Here is a 17,319-nt window from a genome sequence, read left to right on the forward strand (position 1 = left end):
TATACTGCATTTATTTTGTTTATTGAATGTTTGTATTGATATTAATTTGTTTTGCATTTGTTAATTCTTATTTTGACACACTATTTAATCTAATATTTCAAATGAGATTTATTCTCCTCTTTAATTGATATGTTATAACGTAAACATTAAAACGGATAAAAAGCGGGGTCTTTGCCGCCGGCATGAAGCTACTCACGTTTTTGGAGCGTTAACATGACTTTTAAACACCAGGAAAAAGAGACACTAAATATATTCGCCGTTCTCGCGGTCTCGTTAAGCACGGTCATCGCCATGCTCGACAGTACCATCGCCAACGTGGCATTGCCGGTGATCGCCAAAGATTTCGGCGTTTCCGAATCGGCCTCCATCATGATTATTAATGCCTACCAGTTTGCCGTTGTCGCCTCTTTGATGCCCTTCGCGGCGCTGGGCCGCGCGGTGGGCAATAAAAAGATCTTTATAGCCGGGGTGGTGCTGTTCGCTTTTTCATCCTTGGGCTGCGCGCTGTCCACGACGCTGTCGATGCTGACGGCATTCAGGGTGATACAGGGCTTCGGTGCGGCGGCGGTGCTCAGCGTCAATGCGGCGCTGATCAAGGAGATATACCCGGAAAGGCTGCTGGGGCGCGGCTTGGGGATCAATGTGATGGTGGTGTCGGTTTCCGCCGCCGCCGGGCCGTCCATCGCCTCGGCGATACTTTCTCAGACGAGCTGGAACTGGCTGTTTACCATCAATGTTCCCATCGCCTGCCTGTCGCTGCTGCTGAGCCTGATCTTCCTGGCCCCCCGCGAGCGGCGCAGCGTTGGATTCGACAGCGGGGGGGCTCTGTTGGTGTTTGTGCTGTTTATCGCTTTCTCGCTCAGCACGATGAGCATGACCACCCACCATCTGCCGGCGGCGGCGCTCAGCTTTGCGGTATTCGCCGGGCTGGCCGGGTGGCTGTACATCAATCAGAAAAGAAAGGCCAACGCCGCGCTGATCCCGATCGCGATGCTGCATAACCCGACGCTGTCATTGTCTTTGCTGATGTCGATGCTGTCTTACAGCACCCAGCTTTTGGCTTTTGTATCGCTGCCTTTCTATTTCCACAATGTCCTGCAAAGAAACGTGGTGGACATCGGTCTGCTGCTGACCGCCTGGCCGCTGGCCACCATGGCGTCTTCGCTAATTTCCGGCGATTTGGCCAAGAAATACGATCCCAATCTTGTTGCCCTCTCGGGCCTCGCCTGTCTGCTGGCAGGCATGCTGCTGATGGCCAATTTGCCGAGCGATCCGTCGAATGGGGCGATCGTATGGCGTGTGGCGCTGTGCGGCATCGGTTTCGGCCTGTTTCAATCACCGAACAACCTGCTGATCATGACCTCGGTCTCGCACGAAAACAGCAGCATCGCCAGCGGCCTGTTGGGCAGCTCCCGATTGATCGGGCAAATCGTCGGTTCGGCGTTAGTGGCGATTTTCTTCAATATGCGCGGCGCGCAAGCGACGAATATCAGTTTAATGGCGGGGGCGGCATTCTCGTTCCTTTCTCTGGTCGTGAGCTATATGCGCTTCAAGTCCGCCGTTACGTTAAAAACCAGCAAATAGAAGCACGAGGTTTCCCATGCGATTTATCCCATTAGTGCCGTTGGTTATCGGGATGGCGGCGTTTTCCCTTGCCGGTTGCACGACCTACCACGACGTGGCGTTGCAACAAAAAGAGGCGGGGCTCAATAGCCCGTATTACCTGCTGCAGCCGCCGGTCTATGTCGGCGACCAGTTGAAATATGGCCTGAAGGACGGCAGCGGCGGCGAGCTGAAGGTGGCGAAGGTGGAACCTAAAGACATCGTCGCCGACAGCGGAAAAATCATTCCCCTGGCAGAGCTTTCTTTCCTGCAACGAAAAGACCTTTCCACGGGAAAAACCACCGCGTTGGTTGGTGGCGGCGCGGTAGCCACCACGGCAATCGTCTTTGTGGCCGGGATAACCATTATGGCAGCAGGCATCGCCGCGTCGGCCTAATACAGCCCATCGACGCGCGCCGCCGAGCGTGCGCGCAGGAGGCACCATGTGCGTAACAGTGAAATTTATCGCCACCGCGCTGCTGGCCCTATTTGCCTTGCCGACGGTGCCTTGCGCCGGCGCCAGCCTGCCGGCGGCGGCCGAGCCGTTGCAAAGCGCGGCGACGCAAACGCTGCCCGGCAGCTACCCGCGGATCGTCATCACCGGCAACTGCCCCTTCGGCGTGATCCTGGCGAACGAGGCGGCCTATCGGCACGTCGTCGGCGTGGGGCCCTGGGCGTTCATGCATGCCGATAGGCATGTGTTGAAGGACATGAAGCCGGATATCGGCAGGATCACGTCCGATTTCATCAATAAAGACTATCGGGTCAACATGGAGTCGTTAATGAATCTGCGGCCCGACATCATTTATTACTACGGCAAAAGCCAGGACGATCGGCTGGAAAGGGCGGGCGTGATGACCGTCGATCTGGACGCCGGCGGGAAGACCAAATACCAGCCGATGGTCACCCAGGTGTATTGGGAAAATACCTTCGCCGACACCCTCGGCCTGCCGCGCACGCATAAATTCAAAGACGCCTGGGAAAAGACCCTGAAGCAGATCCGCCCCTATGCCGCCGCCATCCGCGCGCAGCACGTCAGGGCGTTATATCTGGAAGAAAGCGACGGCAGGCAGCTGAAGGTGAGCGGCCCACACACCTACGGCGACACCTATCTGAAAATGGCCGGCATGGACAACGTCGCCGGGGATTTGCCGGTGAAGGGGGATGCCGGCAGGTACATCAACGTTTCGATGGAGCAAATCATGGCCTGGGACCCGGATGTGATTTTCGTGGTGTTCGGCAGCGCCAAAGCGCTGCTGCACGGGGGGATCCCCGGCCAGGCGTGGGAGACGCTCAGGGCGGTGAAAAACGGCAAGGTTTTCTCGACGCCGGTGGGCATTCACAACTGGGGGGGCCTGTCGGCGGAAACGTCACTGCTGCCGCTGTTTATGATCAACCGGTATGCCCCTGAAGACATTAGCGACAAAACGCTGCGGGAGGAGACGCGTCGCTATTATCAGACGATGTTCTCTTATGCGATCCCGGACCGGTTGCTGGATGAGGTGCTGGCGCAACGCTAGTGCCACGGTTGAATAGCGTGAGTTCGTTGGAGGAGCTTGGGGATGCCGGGCAGAGGAAAATATGTGGCGATCATGGCGGGATTGTTTATTTCGCTCTGTGTGGTCGCCTTCGCATCGCTGTTTGCCGGCCGCTACGCCTTGTCGGCCCATGATGTGGTGCAGATTTTATGGCAGGGGAACATGCCGGGGGAAAACCAGGCCCGCTACTCGGTGATTTTTAACCTGCGCGCGCCGCGGGTGGTGGCGGTGATGCTGGTGGGCGGTGGGTTGGCGGTCGCCGGTGCGACCTTTCAGGCGGTGCTGAAAAACGCGCTGGCCAGCCCGGACGTGCTGGGCACCTCTTCCGCCTCCGCCTTTGGCGCTGCGCTGGGCATTTTGTTGAGTTTGCCTTTTGCCCTGAGTTCCCTGCTGTCGTTTCTTTTCGGCGTGGTGAGCTTGCTGCTGGTGCTGGGCATCTGCCGCCTCAAACGCCGGCAGGATGCACTCACCACGATTTTGTCCGGCATGATTATCGCGTCGCTGTTTATCGCGTTTGTCTCGGTCATAAAATATGTCGCCGATCCGCAGGATACCTTGCCAGCGATCGTCTTCTGGCTGATGGGCAGTTTCGCTTCGGTAGCGAAAGCGCAGGTTTATTGGCTGATCCCGCTGTTTGCGGCGTGTTGCCTGACTATCTACCGGCTCAGGTGGAACATGAACATTCTCTCGCTGGGAGACGACGAGGCGCGCATCGCCGGCCTGAATCCGCCTCGGCTGAAGATCCTGTTGCTGATCGCCGCCTCTTTGCTGGTTTCCGCCTCGGTGAGCTTGGCCGGCGTGGTGGGGTGGGTCGGCTTGGTGATCCCGCATTTGGTGAGAAGCGTGTTGGGGTATAACCACGGCCGCCTGATCCCCGCTTCGGCGCTGAGCGGGGCGCTGTTTTTGCTGGTGATCGACAATATCGCCAGAGGGGCCACCTATGCTGAAATCCCGATCGGCATCCTGACTGCGCTGATCGGCGCGCCGCTTTTCGCTCTCCTTTTTATTACGAGCAGCAAACATGATCACAGTTAACCAGCTGACCCTGGGTTTCAAGGGGCGAGAACCCCTTCTCGACAACGTCAGTTTTCATCTGGCGCGGGGCGAGATCCTCAGCGTGCTCGGGCCGAACGGCGCCGGTAAAACCACGTTGCTGAGACACATCGCGGGCCTGTGCCGGCCCCTGTCTGGCGTGTGCCAGATCGGCCGCATCGACAATCGGCCCGCCCGGTTGGCCTATGTGCCGCAGGCGAAAACGCCGCATTTCGCTTATGGGGTACTCGATTTTGTCACTTTCGGCTGTGCCCGCCAGGCGGGGTGGTTCGCCAGGCCGCGGCGGCAAGATGTCGCCAAGGCGCAGGCGGTGTTACACGCGCTGGAGATCGCGCCGCTGGCGCAGAAAAATATCAACCAGATCAGCGGTGGAGAACTGCAGATGTGTTATTTCGCCAAGGCGCTGGCGGCGGATCCCGACGTCATGATCCTCGACGAACCGGAATCGAATCTGGATTTTTACAATCAGGCTAAAATGATCGAGATGCTCTGGCGCCTCGCCAAAGAGCGGCAGATGACGATCGTGCTGAATACGCATTTTCTGCATTATGCCGATCGCATCTCCGACAAGTGCCTGCTGATGAATAAGCGACAGTGCATGTTTGGCGATAAAAACGCCTTGCTGCAAGAGGATATCCTGGAGCGTTACTTCCAGGTACCGGTGAGAAAGTGCCGGTACGAATATGCCGGCGTCAGCGAAGAAACGTTCATTGTCGCGCTACCGCACCCCGCTTGAGCGCCGCCAGCGCGAGGGTGATTGAGGGATATCCCTCATTGCGGCCCCGCCGGCGGTTATTTAAGCTGAAAGAGAAATGCAACGGTGAATATGGAGATAATCATGACTGATTCAGTATCCAACGATCGTAATCCCACCCCGGATGTGGCGGAAGACAACGCATTCTTCCCATCGCCTTACTCCCTCAGCCAGTACACCTCGTCCAAAACCGACTTCACGGGTGCCAGCTACCCGAACGCCTATCGCGGCGGCAAGTGGAAGGTGCTGATGATCGCCTCGCAGGAGCGTTACCTGCTGATGCAAAACGGCAAGTTCTTCTCCACCGGCAACCATCCGGTCGAGATGCTGTTGCCGATGTATCACCTGGATCTGGCCGGTTTCGAGATCGACATCGCCACGCCGTCCGGCGATCCGGTGAAGCTGGAGATGTGGGCGTTCCCGCATGAAGATGAAGCAGTCAAGGCCACCTACGAGAAGTACCGCAGCCAGCTCAAGCAGCCGAAAAAGTTGACGGAAGTGGTGAAGGATCTGGATGGCGGCAACTACCTCGGCGTTTTCATCCCCGGTGGCCACGGCGTGCTCAATGATATCCCGTTCAGCGAAGAGGTGAAAAAGACCCTGCACTGGGCGCATGACAACGATCGCTATGTGATTTCGCTGTGCCACGGGCCGGCCGGTTTGCTGGCGGCGGGCATTGGCGAGAACAAAGAGGATTTCCTCTATCGCGGCTATGAGATGTGCGTGTTCCCGGACTCGCTCGATACCGGCGCCAACATCGACATCGGCTATATCCCCGGCCCGATGCCTTGGCTGGTGGGCGAACGCCTGCGCGAGCGGGGCGTTAAGATCGTCAACGCCGACATCACCGGCAAGGTGCATAAAGATCGGCGCTTGCTGACCGGCGACAGCCCGCTGGCTTCCAACAACCTCGGCAAACTGGCGGCAGAGACGCTGCTGGCCGACGTCGCCACGCGATGAGCGACGAGATCGCGCAGCGCGCTTTCCAGACGGCGCTGGCGATGGACCACGAGCGAACCCTGTCCGCCATTCAGGGGCGGGTTCGCGCCTTCGCCGCGCCGTTCGGTTTCGATCGCTTTGTGCTGTTTTCCGCTTCCGCCACGGCGGAGGCGGGGATCGAGCATATCTACTGGGTCGAGGGCGACTGGTTCGGCGACGGCGAGGCCGTCGATGCGTTGACCTACGTGCGGCACTGCCCGGTGACCCGGCACATGCTGCGGGCCAGCGAGCCGTTCTTCTGGACTAAAACCCGGGCGCAGCAGGGCGAGCGCTATCGGATTGTGCGCACGCCGCGCGGCGCCGGCCTGCACGGCGTGCAGATCCCGGTGTTTGGCCCGGCCGGTTTGGAGGGGGCCGTCAGCCTGGGGGGCGAGCGCATCGATGCCTCGCCGCCGGTGCGGCTGGCGCTGTCGCTGGTGGGTACGGCGGCCTTTCAGGCGGCACGGCGGCTGTTCGCACCGGCGGCCGGCGAGGGAGAGGGCCGACTGTCGGCGCGTGAGCGCGAAGTGCTGAGCTGGACCGCCATCGGCCGGCGGCAGGCGGATATCGCTGCGATGCTCGGCCTGTCTGAACGCACGGTGGAAAACCACCTGCGGCGTATTCGCCAACGCCTCGGCGCCGCCACCACCGCGCAGGCGATCGGCGTGGCGATCCGCCTGGGGGAGATCGCCCCCGAGCGCCGTTAGCCCGTCGCCATTTGCCGCAGCAACCATTCGCGCAGCGCAATGATATCGGGGCGCTGCGCGGTCTCTTCGGTGGCCACCAGATAGTAGTTGGCGCCGGGTAACGCCATCTCGAACGGCGCGGCCAGCACGCCGCGCTGCAACAAATCGCGCGCCAGCAGCCGGCTGGCGATCACCACCCCCTGGCCGGCCACCGCCGCCTGCAGCGCATGGGTTTCGTCGCTGAAGGTCAGCCCGGCTTCCACGTTCAACCCTTCCGGCCCGTAGCGCCGTCGCCAGTTTTCCCAGGTCGGCGCGTCGGCGGGCACCTGCCGATGTTCCACGTGAAACAGCGTCACCCGCTGCAAATCTTCGATGCGCTCCAGCGCCAGCGCCGGGCTGGCCACCACGATAAAACGATCCTCATGCAGCAAGGTGCAGTGCAGATCGCTTTCCGATGTTTCGCGGTAGCGGATGGCGACGTCCACGGTGCGCTGGCTGAGATCGACCCGCTCGACGCTGGTGTGCAGGCGCAGATCGATGGCGGGAAACTCCGCCTTGAAATCGGCCAGGCGCGGCACCAGCCAGTGGGTGAGAAAATTGGAGGTGGTGGTGACGGTCAGCGCCGGCGGCTGCTGGGCGCGGGTGATTTGGGCGACGGACTGCTCCAGTGCGGCGAAGGCGCGCTGGGTGCCGGCATACAGGATCTCGCCGGTCTCGGTCAGGCTGACGCCCTGCGCGCTGCGCTCGCACACCCGGCATTCCAGCACCGATTCCAGCAGCTTGATCTGATGGCTGACCGCCGTCGCGCTGACGCCCAGCGCTTCGGCGGCATGTTTAAAGCTGCGGCAGCCGGCCACGGCGTGGAAGGCGCGCAGCGCGCCCAGCGGCGGCAAACGGGGTTTTCTCATGGCTGAGTTATTCTCATCTAAGGCTGAAAACTATGAGTTTGTCTGACCGATTATATAAGAGATAGGCTACTAACCTGTGAACAGGGAAATGAATTTATTTCATCATTTCCATCATGTCGGGAGTGAACGATGAGCCTTTATATCAACAACGGTGCCCTGGGCGCCATGGCACACACGGGAGCGGCGGCGAGCGCCCTGGCGCTCAGCGTGCCGGTCGCGGCGGGCGCCTTGCTGCTGAAGACCGAAAATCTACTGGGCATCGGCGCGACCCTGATGCTGCTAACGGCATTGGCGCTGGCGTTTCTCGGCGGCGCCGCACTGGCCCGTCTACGGCCGCTGCGGAACCGGCCTGCGCTGGCGATTCTCCGCTACGGCTTTTTACTGGCAGCGGTGGGGTGGCTATTGACGCTGCTGATGCTGTTCGGCGGCCATGATTGGCCGGCCCTGCTGGCGGGCATCGTCCTCGGCGGTCTGGGGCAGGGCGTCGCCTACCGCACGGCAGTGGGGGAGAAAGCGGCGTTCGCCGTGGCGTGCAGGCTGACGACGGTAGTGACTATCGTGGCCGTAGTGATTGCCGCTTCGCTGGTGCAAACCTATGCCGCACCGGGCGTGAGAGGGATCTGTTTCGCGCTGGCATTGCTGGTCGACCTGGCGTTGCTGGGGGCATTGATGGCGCGGGTTGCGGAGCGGGATGGGGCCTGAGACATTGCGGAGGGATAAAGGCCTGCCTGGGGGCGGGCCTTTTGGTGCTTGTGGAGATTGTTGAGTAGGTGATCCGCCGGGGCAGTTTTGTGCCAGGAGCGGACACCGTAAAAACCAAGCATATTGATTACTTAGCGGCAGTTCAGAATCACGAAAAGCACATTAAAGATTGGCACGAGGTATCAGTAGAGCTTACAGTTGCTGCCATAATTTTTACCAAGCAATTGGGGGGGGGAATGGCACGCCGAATTGAATTGCAGGGCATAGCTAATGCTCTTAATGAGAGCTTTGTGAGCCGTAACAACGACTTTAAAGGATACTGGGCTATTGGTCAGTTAAAGTTATTGGCTATCAATAACAAACTCACTACGATAGATTTTTTCCTTACTCCCCCTAAAAGCTTACCGCACTTTAATCTGAGACATTATGTTGAACTCCACTATGTAGGCATGCTTGGACATTTGTTAAGAAAGCAACAAATTCCTGATATTTGGGTCAGTGAAGCTAGTATTACGCTCGATTTTAACGTTAATGCTAAACACGAGCAGTTGAATAAATGCTCAACCGCAGGTGAGCCTTTTCAGTGCCGTTGTCAGATAATTGATGACACTGGTCGCTGTTACTCTTCGGTTGTTTATGGTCGGAGCCAGGTTCACTCATCTGTAAAAGAACTAAAACGACTCGAAAAATAACTGTATAAAAATCAGCTGAAGTTCCACTCCTCGCTCATAGCGGATTTTCTCTCCAAGTGCTGGTCCGCCTGGCGCCAGAAGCGAACTATCGTTTTGCCATACCAAATAAGCCTCAGTGCGATGAAACAAATACCGACGCAGGCTGCGCGGGCGGAATGGCGAAGTGACGCTGCAGGCGTTTTATCTCCTCTGCCGGTGGCAGGCCAAACAGACGTTTGAATTCGCGATTAAATTGCGATGGGCTTTCATAGCCAACGGCGTAACTCGCGGCGGCGGCGGTGATTTGTTGGCGCACCATCAGCATCCGTGCCTGGTGCAGGCGTACCGATTTCACATACTGCATTGGCGGCATCTGCGTTATCGCTTTGAAATGGCTATGAAAGGTCGGCACGCTCATGCCGGCCATCATTGCCAGCTGCGTCAGCGTTAACGGCTCCGCGTAAGCGGCATGGATGTGCTGCAACGCTTTACCGATTTTGCCAAATTGGCCCTGCAAGGCCAGCGCGGCACGCATTGCGTTGCCCTGTGCGCCTGTCAGCACGCGAAAATAAAGCTCACGCACCCGCGCCGGGCCGAGGATCGCCGCCTCAAGCGGGTTAGCCAGGACTTCAAGTAAGCGAAGTACGGCCATTTTTACCGCGCTGTCCATGGGGCTCGACATCATGCTTTGCGGCGCGACGGGAGGATGCGGGGCGCCATGCTGTTCAATCTGCAACATCAGTTCCGCGGCAAGCTGAAAATCCAGATGTATATAAATCGCCAGCAGCGGATGTGCTGCCGACGCGTCGGTTTCCATCACAAACGGCACCGGCACCGAAACCGCCAGGTAGTGCTGCTCATCATATAAATAGGTCTGTTGACCGAAATAGCCGCGTTTGCTGCCCTGGCAGACGATCACGATCCCCGGATCGTAAAGCACCGGCGTTCTGGCAAGCGGGCGATCGGAACGCAAAATTCGCACATCAGGTAGGGCAGTGAGGTTGTATCCCTCTTGCACCGCAAGCCTATTCATCAGGGCAATCATGTCGGACATCCCACCACCTCATAAAATCAGGCAAGAAAAAGAGAAAATACGGCCTAAAAATACGGCAGGGAAGAGAATACCATGCAACCTTCATGGTTCATGGGAGTTCTTTTTATGGCATCTGCAAAAACGATTTTAATTACCGGCGTCAGCAGTGGCTTTGGTCAGGCGCTGGCGCGAGAAGCCCTCGCCGTGGGGCATCGGGTTGTAGGGACGGTGCGCAACAGCGAAGCACTGCAGGCTTTCGGTGCGCTCGATACGCAGCGGGCTTTTGGCTATCTGCTTGATGTCACGGACGTTGAACGTATTGATGAGGTGGTTGGAGAGATAGAGTCTGCCATTGGTCCGATAGATGTGCTGGTGAACAATGCCGGTTACGGCCATGAAGGCATTCTGGAAGAATCCCCGCTTGCAGAGCTGCGCCGCCAGTTTGACGTCAATGTGTTTGGCGCGGTGGCGATGATCAAAGCCGTGCTACCGGGCATGCGCCAGCGCCGTCGGGGCCACATTATCAATATCACCTCAATGGGCAGTTTCATTACCTTGCCCGGTATCAGCTATTACTGCGGCAGCAAATTTGCACTGGAAGGGATATCAGAAACGTTAAGTAAAGAGCTTGCCCCGTTCAACCTACACGTGACCGCCGTGGCGCCCGGCTCGTTTCGAACGGACTGGGCCGGGCGTTCAATGGTGCGCAGCCCTCGTCGTCTTCCGGACTATGACGCGTTATTTGAACCTGTTCGTCAGGCGCGTCAGGAAAAAAGCGGTAAGCAACTCGGCGATCCGGTTAAGGCGGCTCACGCCATGCTGGCATTGATCGAGAGCGGGAACCCGCCCACGCATCTGTTGTTAGGCAGTGACGCATTAAGTTTGGTGCGGCAAAAGCTCGAGGCGTTAGGTCAGGAAATTGAACAATGGGAGAAACTCACCCGTTCAACGGATGGCTGAACGGTGTCGGGTAGCGAGAGCGTAGGGGATCGCCGATTATGATCCGCCCAACAGCAAAAAGCCCGCTCAGGTTTCCCTGAGCGGGCTTCTCTAAATATGGCTCCTCTGACTGGACTCGAACCAGTGACATACGGATTAACAGTCCGCCGTTCTACCGACTGAACTACAGAGGAATCGTGTGAACGGGGCGAATAATAGCGAGGCGCCGTCGGCATGTCAAAGGCGGATTACACATTCTGTGACTGTTTGCTTACAGAATGCGCAACCCGTTGAGTTTTTTGGCAGATTTAGCCCTCGGGCGCCCGCTGCAGGCGCAGCTGATAGCGGTAAACGCCGGCGGTGAGCAGGTAATCCCGGTGCACGCTCGGGCTCCAGGAATCGTCGCCGCCCACCCCCATATGGAAGCCGTCCAGATGCAGCCAGGTGCCTGCTTCCGGCTGCAGCAGATGCTGGTGGCTGCAGGCCATCAGCTGTTGCAGGCCGTAGCGGCTGAGCGAGAAGTGGAAGCGGCCGTCGATGCGCCAGCCGCCGTAGCGCAGGCTGCGGGTGTCGCAGCGCAGGCCGTTCTCGCCGGGGAAAATATACGGCGTGTGCAGATCCGCCAGCGGCAGGCGCCAGCGCCCGTGCTGCGCGGCCAGGCATCGATCCGGGTAGTTCTCGTGCGGGCCCAGGCCCAGCCATTCCGCCTGCGGCTGCACCGTTGCCAGTTGGCAGTGCAGGCCGATGCGCGCCGGCGGCGGCAGGGCGTCGGCCACCTCGACCTCCACGTTCACGCTCACCGCGCCCAGCGCGTCGAACAGCCACTGTTTGCGGCTGAGCAGTAAAATCTGCCCGTCCACGCCGAACTGGTGTTCGCTCACCACCTGCACGCCGTTTTGCAGCGCATCCGCCTGCAGCCGCGTGCAGCGCTCCTCCAGCCGGTACAGGCCCGCCAGCTTCCAGCGTTCGACCCAGGCGTTGGGATCGATATGATCCGCCTCGCTGACGCCGATGTCGTTATCGATCGGCGCGCGCGCAAAGCCGTCGCGCAGCGGCGTCAGCAGCTGCGGCTGTTCATTCTGCCACCACTGCGTCAGGTGGCCGCTGCTGCGCTCGAAGCGCCAGCGCTGGTCGCCGTGGGTGAGCGTCAGCCCCTGATCGTCTTCAGTCAGCGTGGGCGGCACGCCCTGCGCCGGCGGCGGCGCGGGATGCAGCGCGCGCGGCACCCGCCACTGATCCCAGGCGCAGCGGTGGTGCGCTTCGGACCAGTCGGTGGCCTGCGGCTGCACCACCTCCACGTTCAGCCACAGCTCGCCGGGCTGATGCAGCATCGGCAGCCGGTCGAGCAGGGTGAAGCGAGTGCTGCCCTGAGGCGGCAGCGCCAGATCGAAGCTGCCGCTGGCGCGCTCCACGCCGTCCAGCTCCAGCCGCCAGTTGAGCTGTTCGTTGTCGGTGTGGCGGAACAGGTAATCGCTGGTGACGGTCAGCGTCAGCGAGGCGGCGTCGAAGGCGAAGCGGAACAGTTGCTGGGCCCGCTGCGCTTCGAACAGTGCCGGGTGTGGGGTACGATCCGCGAACACCAGCCCGTTCAGGCAGAACTGGCGATCGTTGGGGGAGTCGCCGAAGTCGCCGCCGTAGGCCCAGAACTCTTCGCCGCGCTCGTCGCGTTTGATCAGCGCCTGATCGACCCAGTCCCAGACAAAGCCGCCCTGCAGGCGCGGATGTGCATGGAACGCGCGCCAGTAGCGCTCGAAACCGCCGAAGCTGTTGCCCATTGCATGGGCGTATTCACACAGGATCAGCGGGCGCTGTTCCTCCGGCAGGCCGATCCACTTGCCGATCGCCCATTTGGGCACCGCCGGGAACGGCTGATCCTGATCCACTCGCGCATACATCGGGCAGATGATGTCGGTAGCGGCGGTGTCGGCGCCGCCGCCTTCATATTGCACCGGGCGGGTCGGATCCTGGCTTTTCACCCAGCGGTACAGCGCGTCGTGGTTTACGCCGTGGCCGGACTCGTTGCCCAGCGACCAGATAATGATGCAAGGGTGGTTGCGATCGCGCTGCACCATGCGGGTGACGCGCTCGCTCATCGCCGGCAGCCACAGCGGATCGTCAGCCAGGCGGTTCATCGGCTGCATGCCGTGGGTCTCGATATTGGCTTCGTCCACCACGTACAGCCCATAGCGGTCGCACAGCCGGTACCACAGCGGGTGATTGGGGTAATGCGAGCAGCGCACCGCGTTGAAGTTGTGCTGCTTCATCAGCAGGATGTCGTGGCGCATCGTCGCCTCGTCCATCACCTGGCCGTGGCGCGGATGATGCTCGTGGCGGTTAACGCCGCGGATCAGCAGCGGCTGTCCGTTGAGCTTCAGCAACCCGCCGCTGATTTCTACCTGACGGAAGCCGACGTCATAGGCCTCCACCTCGATAATCTCCCCCTCGGGCGAGAGCAGGGCGACGGTGGCGCGATACAGCGCGGGCGTTTCGGCGCTCCACAGCGCCGGGCGTTCCACCGGCAGGCGCAGCGTGACGCGATCGTCATAGGCGCCGCGCTCGTCCACGATCTCGCTGCCGAGCGGCTGGGTGCGTTCGGCCACCCGCGTGCCGTCGCGCCACAGCTGAACCTGCACCTGCAGCGGGCCGGGCCGGTTGGCGCGCGCCGTCACCACCAGTTCGCCGCGGGTAAAGCTGTCATGCAGCGGCGTGGTGATGCGCACATCGCTCAGGTGCGCGGCGGGTTTGTGCAGCAGGCTGACGTCGCGGAAGATGCCGCTCATGCGCCACATGTCCTGATCTTCCAGATAGCTGCCGTCGCACCAGCGCAGCACCATCACCGCCAGCCGGTTTTCACCCGGCCGCAGCCACGGGCTGAGATCGAACTCTGCCGGCAGGCGGCTGTCCTGCGAATAGCCGACCCAGTGGCCGTTGCACCATAAATAGAACGCCGAGTTGACGCCGTCGAAGATAACGCGCGTCTGGCCGGCGGCCAGCCAGGCCGGATCGACGCTGAAGGTGCGCGAGTAGCAGCCGGTCGGGTTGTCTTCCGGCACGCGCGGCGGATCGACCGGGAACGGGTAGCGCACGTTGGTGTAGATCGGCGCATCGTAGCCGGCGAGCTGCCAGTTGCCTGGCACCGTCAGCGGGGCGGCGTCCGGCAGATCCTGCTGCAGCCAGCCTTCCAGTGCCGCCTCTGGGCGCGGGAAATAGCTGAAGCGCCACTCGCCGTTCAGCGACCGGCGGCTGGCGCTGGGGGCATCGTCGCGCGCGTCTTCCACCGTGCGCCAGCTGGCGAACGGCGGGTGAGCGTCCAGCCGGCGGTAGTGGGTGCAGGCCGGGTTTTGCCAGTCACGGCGGGCGAGGATCTCGGTCAGGGAAGCAAGGGGCGCAGCGGGCATCGGCGATCGTCCTGTCGGCTAGGTGATGCTCACCAAGATGCTGACCGGCGCATAAAAAGTAAAGCGGTTACACGCAACCTTGCAAGGGCGATCAAATAACCGTTAATGCGGTTCGCCGGCGCGGTAGATCCGCTGCGGGCGGCCGACCTTGCCGTAAATGATCTCGGCGCGCAGCTGCTGCGCGGCGGTGCAAAACTCCAGATAACGGCGCGCGGTGGTGCGGCTGAGCCCCATTTTTTGCGCAACGCTTTCAGCGGTGTGGCGCGCGGCGGGTTCGGCAAACAGCGCGCGGACCTTGCCCAGCGTCAGCTCGTCGATGCCGGCGGGCAGCGCCGCCTGCTGCTCGCCGCGGGCATAGGTGTTGAACATCTCGTCGATGCGGCGCTGGTTGAGGCGCGCTTTGTCCTTCAGCGCTTCGCGGCGTTGGCTGAAGCGCTGCAGGGTCTGGCTCAGCCGGTCATAGGCCAGCGGTTTGATCAGGTAGTCGAACACGCCGTAACGCAACGCCTCGGCCACGGTGGCCATGTCGCTGGCGGCGGTGATGAACACGATGCCGCCGCGATACCCGCTCAGCGTCAGTTCGCGCAGCAGGGTGATGCCCTGGCCGTCCGGCAGAAAGTTGTCCAGCAGAATCAGGTCCGGCTTGAAGCGCTCGGTCATGGCGCGCGCCTGCGCCAGGGTGCCGGCCAGCCAAATCTGGCGGCAGCCGCCGTTCTGGCGGATAAACTCCGCGTGCATTTCCGCCAGCGGCGTTTCGTCTTCAACGATCAGGATGTTCAGCCATTCCATAATGAAACCTACTATTGCAATCAAGATGCTAAATGAATGTAAGTAAACTGCGGCGCCAAATAAAGATTATCTCAATAATAAACACCATAAGATTAATTAAGCAAATAAAGAACATTAAATAACTTATTAACCGGGAACGGTTTGTGAAATAGGTCAATAATCGGCGTTTTTTTTCTGTTTACCATTGCTTTATCGAACGCGAAGCGGCGTTTATCTCCATGGTTTTTAAGGTTTTAATTATCCTTGTTGATGTTAATTAAAATGCCTTTTTGTATTTAACTTGTTGTTTGCTAGTTAACCCAGAGAGCGTGTTATGTTAGGCGATGCCGTATTTAATCGGGTAAAGCGATCGGATCATAAAGCGATTTCGGAAATAAGCGCCTTCTTGCGCAGTAACGATCTGAATATCGACACCACGGTTGAAATATTTATTACCGTTACCCAGCACGACAAATTGGTCGCCTGCGGCGGCATCGCCGACAATATTATCAAATGCGTCGCCATCAGCCCGCTGATGCGCGGCGAAGGGTTGGCGCTGGCGCTGGCGACCGAGCTGGTGAACCTGGCCTACGAGCGCCATCACACTCAGCTGTTTATCTACACCAAGGTGCAGAACGAGCCGCTGTTCCGCCAGTGCGGTTTCTACCCGATCGCCACCGTGCCGGGCATCGTGGTGCTGATGGAAAACAGCCCGTGCCGCCTGAAGCGCTACGCCGCCCAACTGGCGAGCCAGCGCCGGCCGGGCGATACCATCGGCAGCATCGTGATGAACGCCAACCCCTTCACCCGCGGGCATCAGTATCTGGTGCGTCAGGCGGCCAAACGCTGCGACTGGCTGCACCTGTTTCTGGTAAAGGAAAACACCTCGCGCTTCAGCTATGAAGACCGGCGCCGGCTGGTGCTGGCCGGCACCGCCGATATTCCCAACCTCACGGTACACGAAGGCTCGCAGTACGTGATCTCGCGCGCCACCTTCCCCTGTTACTTCATCAAGGATCAGGGCGTGGCCGACGACTGTTACACCGAAATCGATCTGAAGATCTTCCGCCAGTATCTGGCGCCCGCGCTGGGCATTACCCACCGCTTTGTCGGCAACGAGCCGTTCTGCGCGGTGACCGCGAAATACAACCGCGACATGCGCTACTGGCTGGAAACGCCGGCGCTGCCCAGCCCGCCGATCGCGCTGGTGGAAATCGAGCGTTTGCAATATCAGGGCACGGCGATCTCCGCCTCCTGGGTGCGCAAGCTGCTGGCGGCGGGGGACTTCCACGCCGCCGCGCCGCTGGTGCCGCCGGACACCCTGTACTACCTGCAGGATCTGCAAACGCAGCGCCGGGCCAAGGCGGCCCCGCATCCTTTTGAGTCCGCACAATCAGGTGAATGATGAAAATTATCCGAGAAGCAATGGCCGGCACGCTGGAATCCAGCGATGTCATGGTGCGCATCGCGCCCGCCGAGGGGCCGCAGCACGATCTGTTGATCGCCAGCAGCGTGGAAAAACAGTTCGGCACGGCGATCCGCCGCACCCTGCTGGAGGTGCTGCAGCGCTATGAGGTGGAGCCGGTGCAGGTGATCGTCGACGACAAGGGGGCGCTGGACTGCGTGCTGCGCGCCCGGCTGGAAACCGCGCTGATGCGCGCCTGCGAGGGCGGCCAACTGCCGTGGGAGGCGAAAGATGAAAACGCTGAATAAAACCCGGCTGCGCCGCAGCATGCTGTTCGTTCCCGGCGCCAACGCGGCGATGGTCAGCAACGCCTTTATCTACCAGGCCGACGCCCTGATGTTCGATCTGGAAGACTCGGTGATCCTGCGTGAAAAAGACGCGGCGCGCCGGCTGGTGTACCACGCGCTGCAGCATCCGCTGTACCAGGAGGTGGAAACCATCGTGCGCGTCAATGCGCTCGACTCCGCCTACGGCCTGGCGGACTTGCAGGCCGTGGTGCGCGGCGGCGCGGACATCGTGCGCCTGCCGAAGACCGACAGCGCGCAGGACGTTGTCGACATGGAGCGCGAGATCGCCGCCATCGAAGCAGCCTGCGGGCGGCCGGTCGGCAGCACCGGGCTGCTGGCGGCGATCGAATCGGCGCAGGGCATCACCCACGCGGTGGCGATCGCGCACGCTTCGCCGCGGCTTATCGGCATCGCGCTGGGGGCGGAAGACTATGTGCGCAACCTGCGCACCGAACGCTCGCCGGAGGGCATTGAGCTGCTGTTCGCCCGCTGCTCGCTGCTGCAGGGGGGGGGGGGGGGGGGGGGGGGGGGGGGGGG

The 17,319-nt window shown here is 60.5% G+C and carries 17 protein-coding genes and 1 tRNA gene; 13 read left to right on the plus strand and 5 right to left on the minus strand.

Annotated features, from left to right (window positions below; translation table 11 throughout):
• Positions 1 to 213: 213 nt before the first annotated feature.
• The 7 genes from ACJ8J5_RS01855 (at position 214) to ACJ8J5_RS01885 (ending at position 6,632) form a co-directional block, all read left to right on the plus strand.
• Complete coding sequence (locus ACJ8J5_RS01855) at positions 214 to 1,584, plus strand: MFS transporter (RefSeq protein ID WP_049203302.1); 1,371 nt, start codon at positions 214 to 216, stop codon at positions 1,582 to 1,584.
• A gap of 16 nt (positions 1,585 to 1,600) precedes the next feature.
• On the plus strand, positions 1,601 to 1,999 hold the full coding sequence (locus tag ACJ8J5_RS01860; RefSeq protein WP_261126254.1) for a hypothetical protein: 399 nt from the start codon (positions 1,601 to 1,603) through the stop codon (positions 1,997 to 1,999).
• 46 nt (positions 2,000 to 2,045) lie between these two features.
• Positions 2,046 to 3,122 carry an ABC transporter substrate-binding protein gene (locus ACJ8J5_RS01865; protein WP_025303468.1) on the plus strand — a complete coding sequence of 359 codons (1,077 nt, stop codon included), beginning with the start codon at positions 2,046 to 2,048 and terminating at the stop codon, positions 3,120 to 3,122.
• A gap of 42 nt (positions 3,123 to 3,164) precedes the next feature.
• A complete protein-coding gene (locus ACJ8J5_RS01870) occupies positions 3,165 to 4,175 on the plus strand; it encodes a FecCD family ABC transporter permease (protein ID WP_197769064.1) in 1,011 nt (336 codons plus the stop codon).
• A complete protein-coding gene (locus ACJ8J5_RS01875) occupies positions 4,162 to 4,929 on the plus strand; it encodes an ABC transporter ATP-binding protein (RefSeq protein ID WP_025303466.1) in 768 nt (255 codons plus the stop codon). The genes ACJ8J5_RS01870 and ACJ8J5_RS01875 overlap by 14 nt, the downstream gene beginning before the upstream one ends.
• 102 nt (positions 4,930 to 5,031) lie before the next feature.
• Positions 5,032 to 5,907: a glyoxalase III HchA gene (gene hchA, locus ACJ8J5_RS01880; protein WP_016927070.1), complete on the plus strand. Its 876-nt coding sequence runs from the start codon at positions 5,032 to 5,034 to the stop codon at positions 5,905 to 5,907.
• Positions 5,904 to 6,632: a PA1136 family autoinducer-binding transcriptional regulator gene (locus ACJ8J5_RS01885; RefSeq protein WP_089181100.1), complete on the plus strand. Its 729-nt coding sequence runs from the start codon at positions 5,904 to 5,906 to the stop codon at positions 6,630 to 6,632. Before hchA ends, ACJ8J5_RS01885 begins: the two co-directional genes overlap by 4 nt.
• Here ACJ8J5_RS01885 and ACJ8J5_RS01890 read toward each other — a convergent pair.
• A complete protein-coding gene (locus ACJ8J5_RS01890; RefSeq protein WP_414104367.1) occupies positions 6,629 to 7,519 on the minus strand; it encodes a LysR substrate-binding domain-containing protein in 891 nt (296 codons plus the stop codon). The genes ACJ8J5_RS01885 and ACJ8J5_RS01890 overlap by 4 nt on opposite strands.
• A gap of 129 nt (positions 7,520 to 7,648) precedes the next feature.
• Here ACJ8J5_RS01890 and ACJ8J5_RS01895 point away from each other — a divergent pair, with 129 nt between their 5' ends.
• Complete coding sequence (locus tag ACJ8J5_RS01895) at positions 7,649 to 8,221, plus strand: hypothetical protein (RefSeq protein WP_414104368.1); 573 nt, start codon at positions 7,649 to 7,651, stop codon at positions 8,219 to 8,221.
• A 68-nt stretch (positions 8,222 to 8,289) separates the two neighbouring features.
• Entirely contained in the window at positions 8,290 to 8,913 is a 624-nt protein-coding gene (locus ACJ8J5_RS01900) for a hypothetical protein (RefSeq protein ID WP_414126544.1), read from the plus strand.
• Positions 8,914 to 9,025: 112 nt separating this feature from the next.
• Here the strand turns inward: ACJ8J5_RS01900 and ACJ8J5_RS01905 are convergent, their stop codons facing one another.
• A complete protein-coding gene (locus ACJ8J5_RS01905; protein ID WP_060433543.1) occupies positions 9,026 to 9,946 on the minus strand; it encodes an AraC family transcriptional regulator in 921 nt (306 codons plus the stop codon).
• A 105-nt stretch (positions 9,947 to 10,051) separates the two neighbouring features.
• On the opposite strand from ACJ8J5_RS01905, the gene ACJ8J5_RS01910 reads away from it, so the two are divergent.
• A complete protein-coding gene (locus tag ACJ8J5_RS01910) occupies positions 10,052 to 10,885 on the plus strand; it encodes an oxidoreductase (protein ID WP_142590800.1) in 834 nt (277 codons plus the stop codon).
• A 97-nt stretch (positions 10,886 to 10,982) separates the two neighbouring features.
• On the opposite strand, the gene ACJ8J5_RS01915 is transcribed toward ACJ8J5_RS01910, so the two are convergent.
• The 3 genes from ACJ8J5_RS01915 to dpiA form a co-directional block, all read right to left on the minus strand.
• Positions 10,983 to 11,058 (minus strand) — tRNA-Asn (locus ACJ8J5_RS01915).
• A 114-nt stretch (positions 11,059 to 11,172) separates the two neighbouring features.
• On the minus strand, positions 11,173 to 14,262 hold the full coding sequence (locus ACJ8J5_RS01920) for a beta-galactosidase (protein ID WP_414104369.1): 3,090 nt from the start codon (positions 14,260 to 14,262) through the stop codon (positions 11,173 to 11,175).
• A 102-nt stretch (positions 14,263 to 14,364) separates the two neighbouring features.
• A complete protein-coding gene (gene dpiA / locus ACJ8J5_RS01925; protein ID WP_021505854.1) occupies positions 14,365 to 15,051 on the minus strand; it encodes a two-component response regulator DpiA in 687 nt (228 codons plus the stop codon).
• Positions 15,052 to 15,364: 313 nt separating this feature from the next.
• On the opposite strand from dpiA, the gene citC reads away from it, so the two are divergent.
• The 3 genes from citC to ACJ8J5_RS01940 all read left to right on the plus strand — a co-directional run.
• Positions 15,365 to 16,435 carry a [citrate (pro-3S)-lyase] ligase gene (gene citC, locus ACJ8J5_RS01930; protein WP_004940809.1) on the plus strand — a complete coding sequence of 357 codons (1,071 nt, stop codon included), beginning with the start codon at positions 15,365 to 15,367 and terminating at the stop codon, positions 16,433 to 16,435.
• Complete coding sequence (gene citD, locus ACJ8J5_RS01935; protein ID WP_060433540.1) at positions 16,435 to 16,743, plus strand: citrate lyase acyl carrier protein; 309 nt, start codon at positions 16,435 to 16,437, stop codon at positions 16,741 to 16,743. Before citC ends, citD begins: the two co-directional genes overlap by 1 nt.
• On the plus strand, positions 16,727 to 17,319 hold a 593-nt coding region (locus ACJ8J5_RS01940; RefSeq protein ID WP_442520464.1), incomplete at its 3' end, for an aldolase/citrate lyase family protein. The genes citD and ACJ8J5_RS01940, both read left to right, overlap by 17 nt.

Source organism: Serratia sp. CY43202 (assembly GCF_052168755.1).
Lineage (GTDB): Bacteria > Pseudomonadota > Gammaproteobacteria > Enterobacterales > Enterobacteriaceae > Serratia > Serratia bockelmannii.

What these genes read in the sequence shown, in the direction of transcription:
- ACJ8J5_RS01910 (WP_142590800.1), top strand. Translation starts at nt 10,052, where the DNA reads ATGGCATCTGCAAAAACGATTTTAATTACCGGCGTCAGCAGTGGCTTT.
- ACJ8J5_RS01920 (WP_414104369.1), bottom strand. Translation starts at nt 14,262, where the DNA reads ATGCCCGCTGCGCCCCTTGCTTCCCTGACCGAGATCCTCGCCCGCCGT.
- ACJ8J5_RS01885 (WP_089181100.1), top strand. Translation starts at nt 5,904, where the DNA reads ATGAGCGACGAGATCGCGCAGCGCGCTTTCCAGACGGCGCTGGCGATG.
- ACJ8J5_RS01870 (WP_197769064.1), top strand. Translation starts at nt 3,165, where the DNA reads ATGCCGGGCAGAGGAAAATATGTGGCGATCATGGCGGGATTGTTTATT.
- ACJ8J5_RS01895 (WP_414104368.1), top strand. Translation starts at nt 7,649, where the DNA reads ATGAGCCTTTATATCAACAACGGTGCCCTGGGCGCCATGGCACACACG.
- ACJ8J5_RS01905 (WP_060433543.1), bottom strand. Translation starts at nt 9,946, where the DNA reads ATGTCCGACATGATTGCCCTGATGAATAGGCTTGCGGTGCAAGAGGGA.
- ACJ8J5_RS01860 (WP_261126254.1), top strand. Translation starts at nt 1,601, where the DNA reads ATGCGATTTATCCCATTAGTGCCGTTGGTTATCGGGATGGCGGCGTTT.
- ACJ8J5_RS01875 (WP_025303466.1), top strand. Translation starts at nt 4,162, where the DNA reads ATGATCACAGTTAACCAGCTGACCCTGGGTTTCAAGGGGCGAGAACCC.
- ACJ8J5_RS01865 (WP_025303468.1), top strand. Translation starts at nt 2,046, where the DNA reads ATGTGCGTAACAGTGAAATTTATCGCCACCGCGCTGCTGGCCCTATTT.
- citD (WP_060433540.1), top strand. Translation starts at nt 16,435, where the DNA reads ATGAAAATTATCCGAGAAGCAATGGCCGGCACGCTGGAATCCAGCGAT.
- hchA (WP_016927070.1), top strand. Translation starts at nt 5,032, where the DNA reads ATGACTGATTCAGTATCCAACGATCGTAATCCCACCCCGGATGTGGCG.
- citC (WP_004940809.1), top strand. Translation starts at nt 15,365, where the DNA reads ATGTTAGGCGATGCCGTATTTAATCGGGTAAAGCGATCGGATCATAAA.
- dpiA (WP_021505854.1), bottom strand. Translation starts at nt 15,051, where the DNA reads ATGGAATGGCTGAACATCCTGATCGTTGAAGACGAAACGCCGCTGGCG.
- ACJ8J5_RS01890 (WP_414104367.1), bottom strand. Translation starts at nt 7,519, where the DNA reads ATGAGAAAACCCCGTTTGCCGCCGCTGGGCGCGCTGCGCGCCTTCCAC.
- ACJ8J5_RS01855 (WP_049203302.1), top strand. Translation starts at nt 214, where the DNA reads ATGACTTTTAAACACCAGGAAAAAGAGACACTAAATATATTCGCCGTT.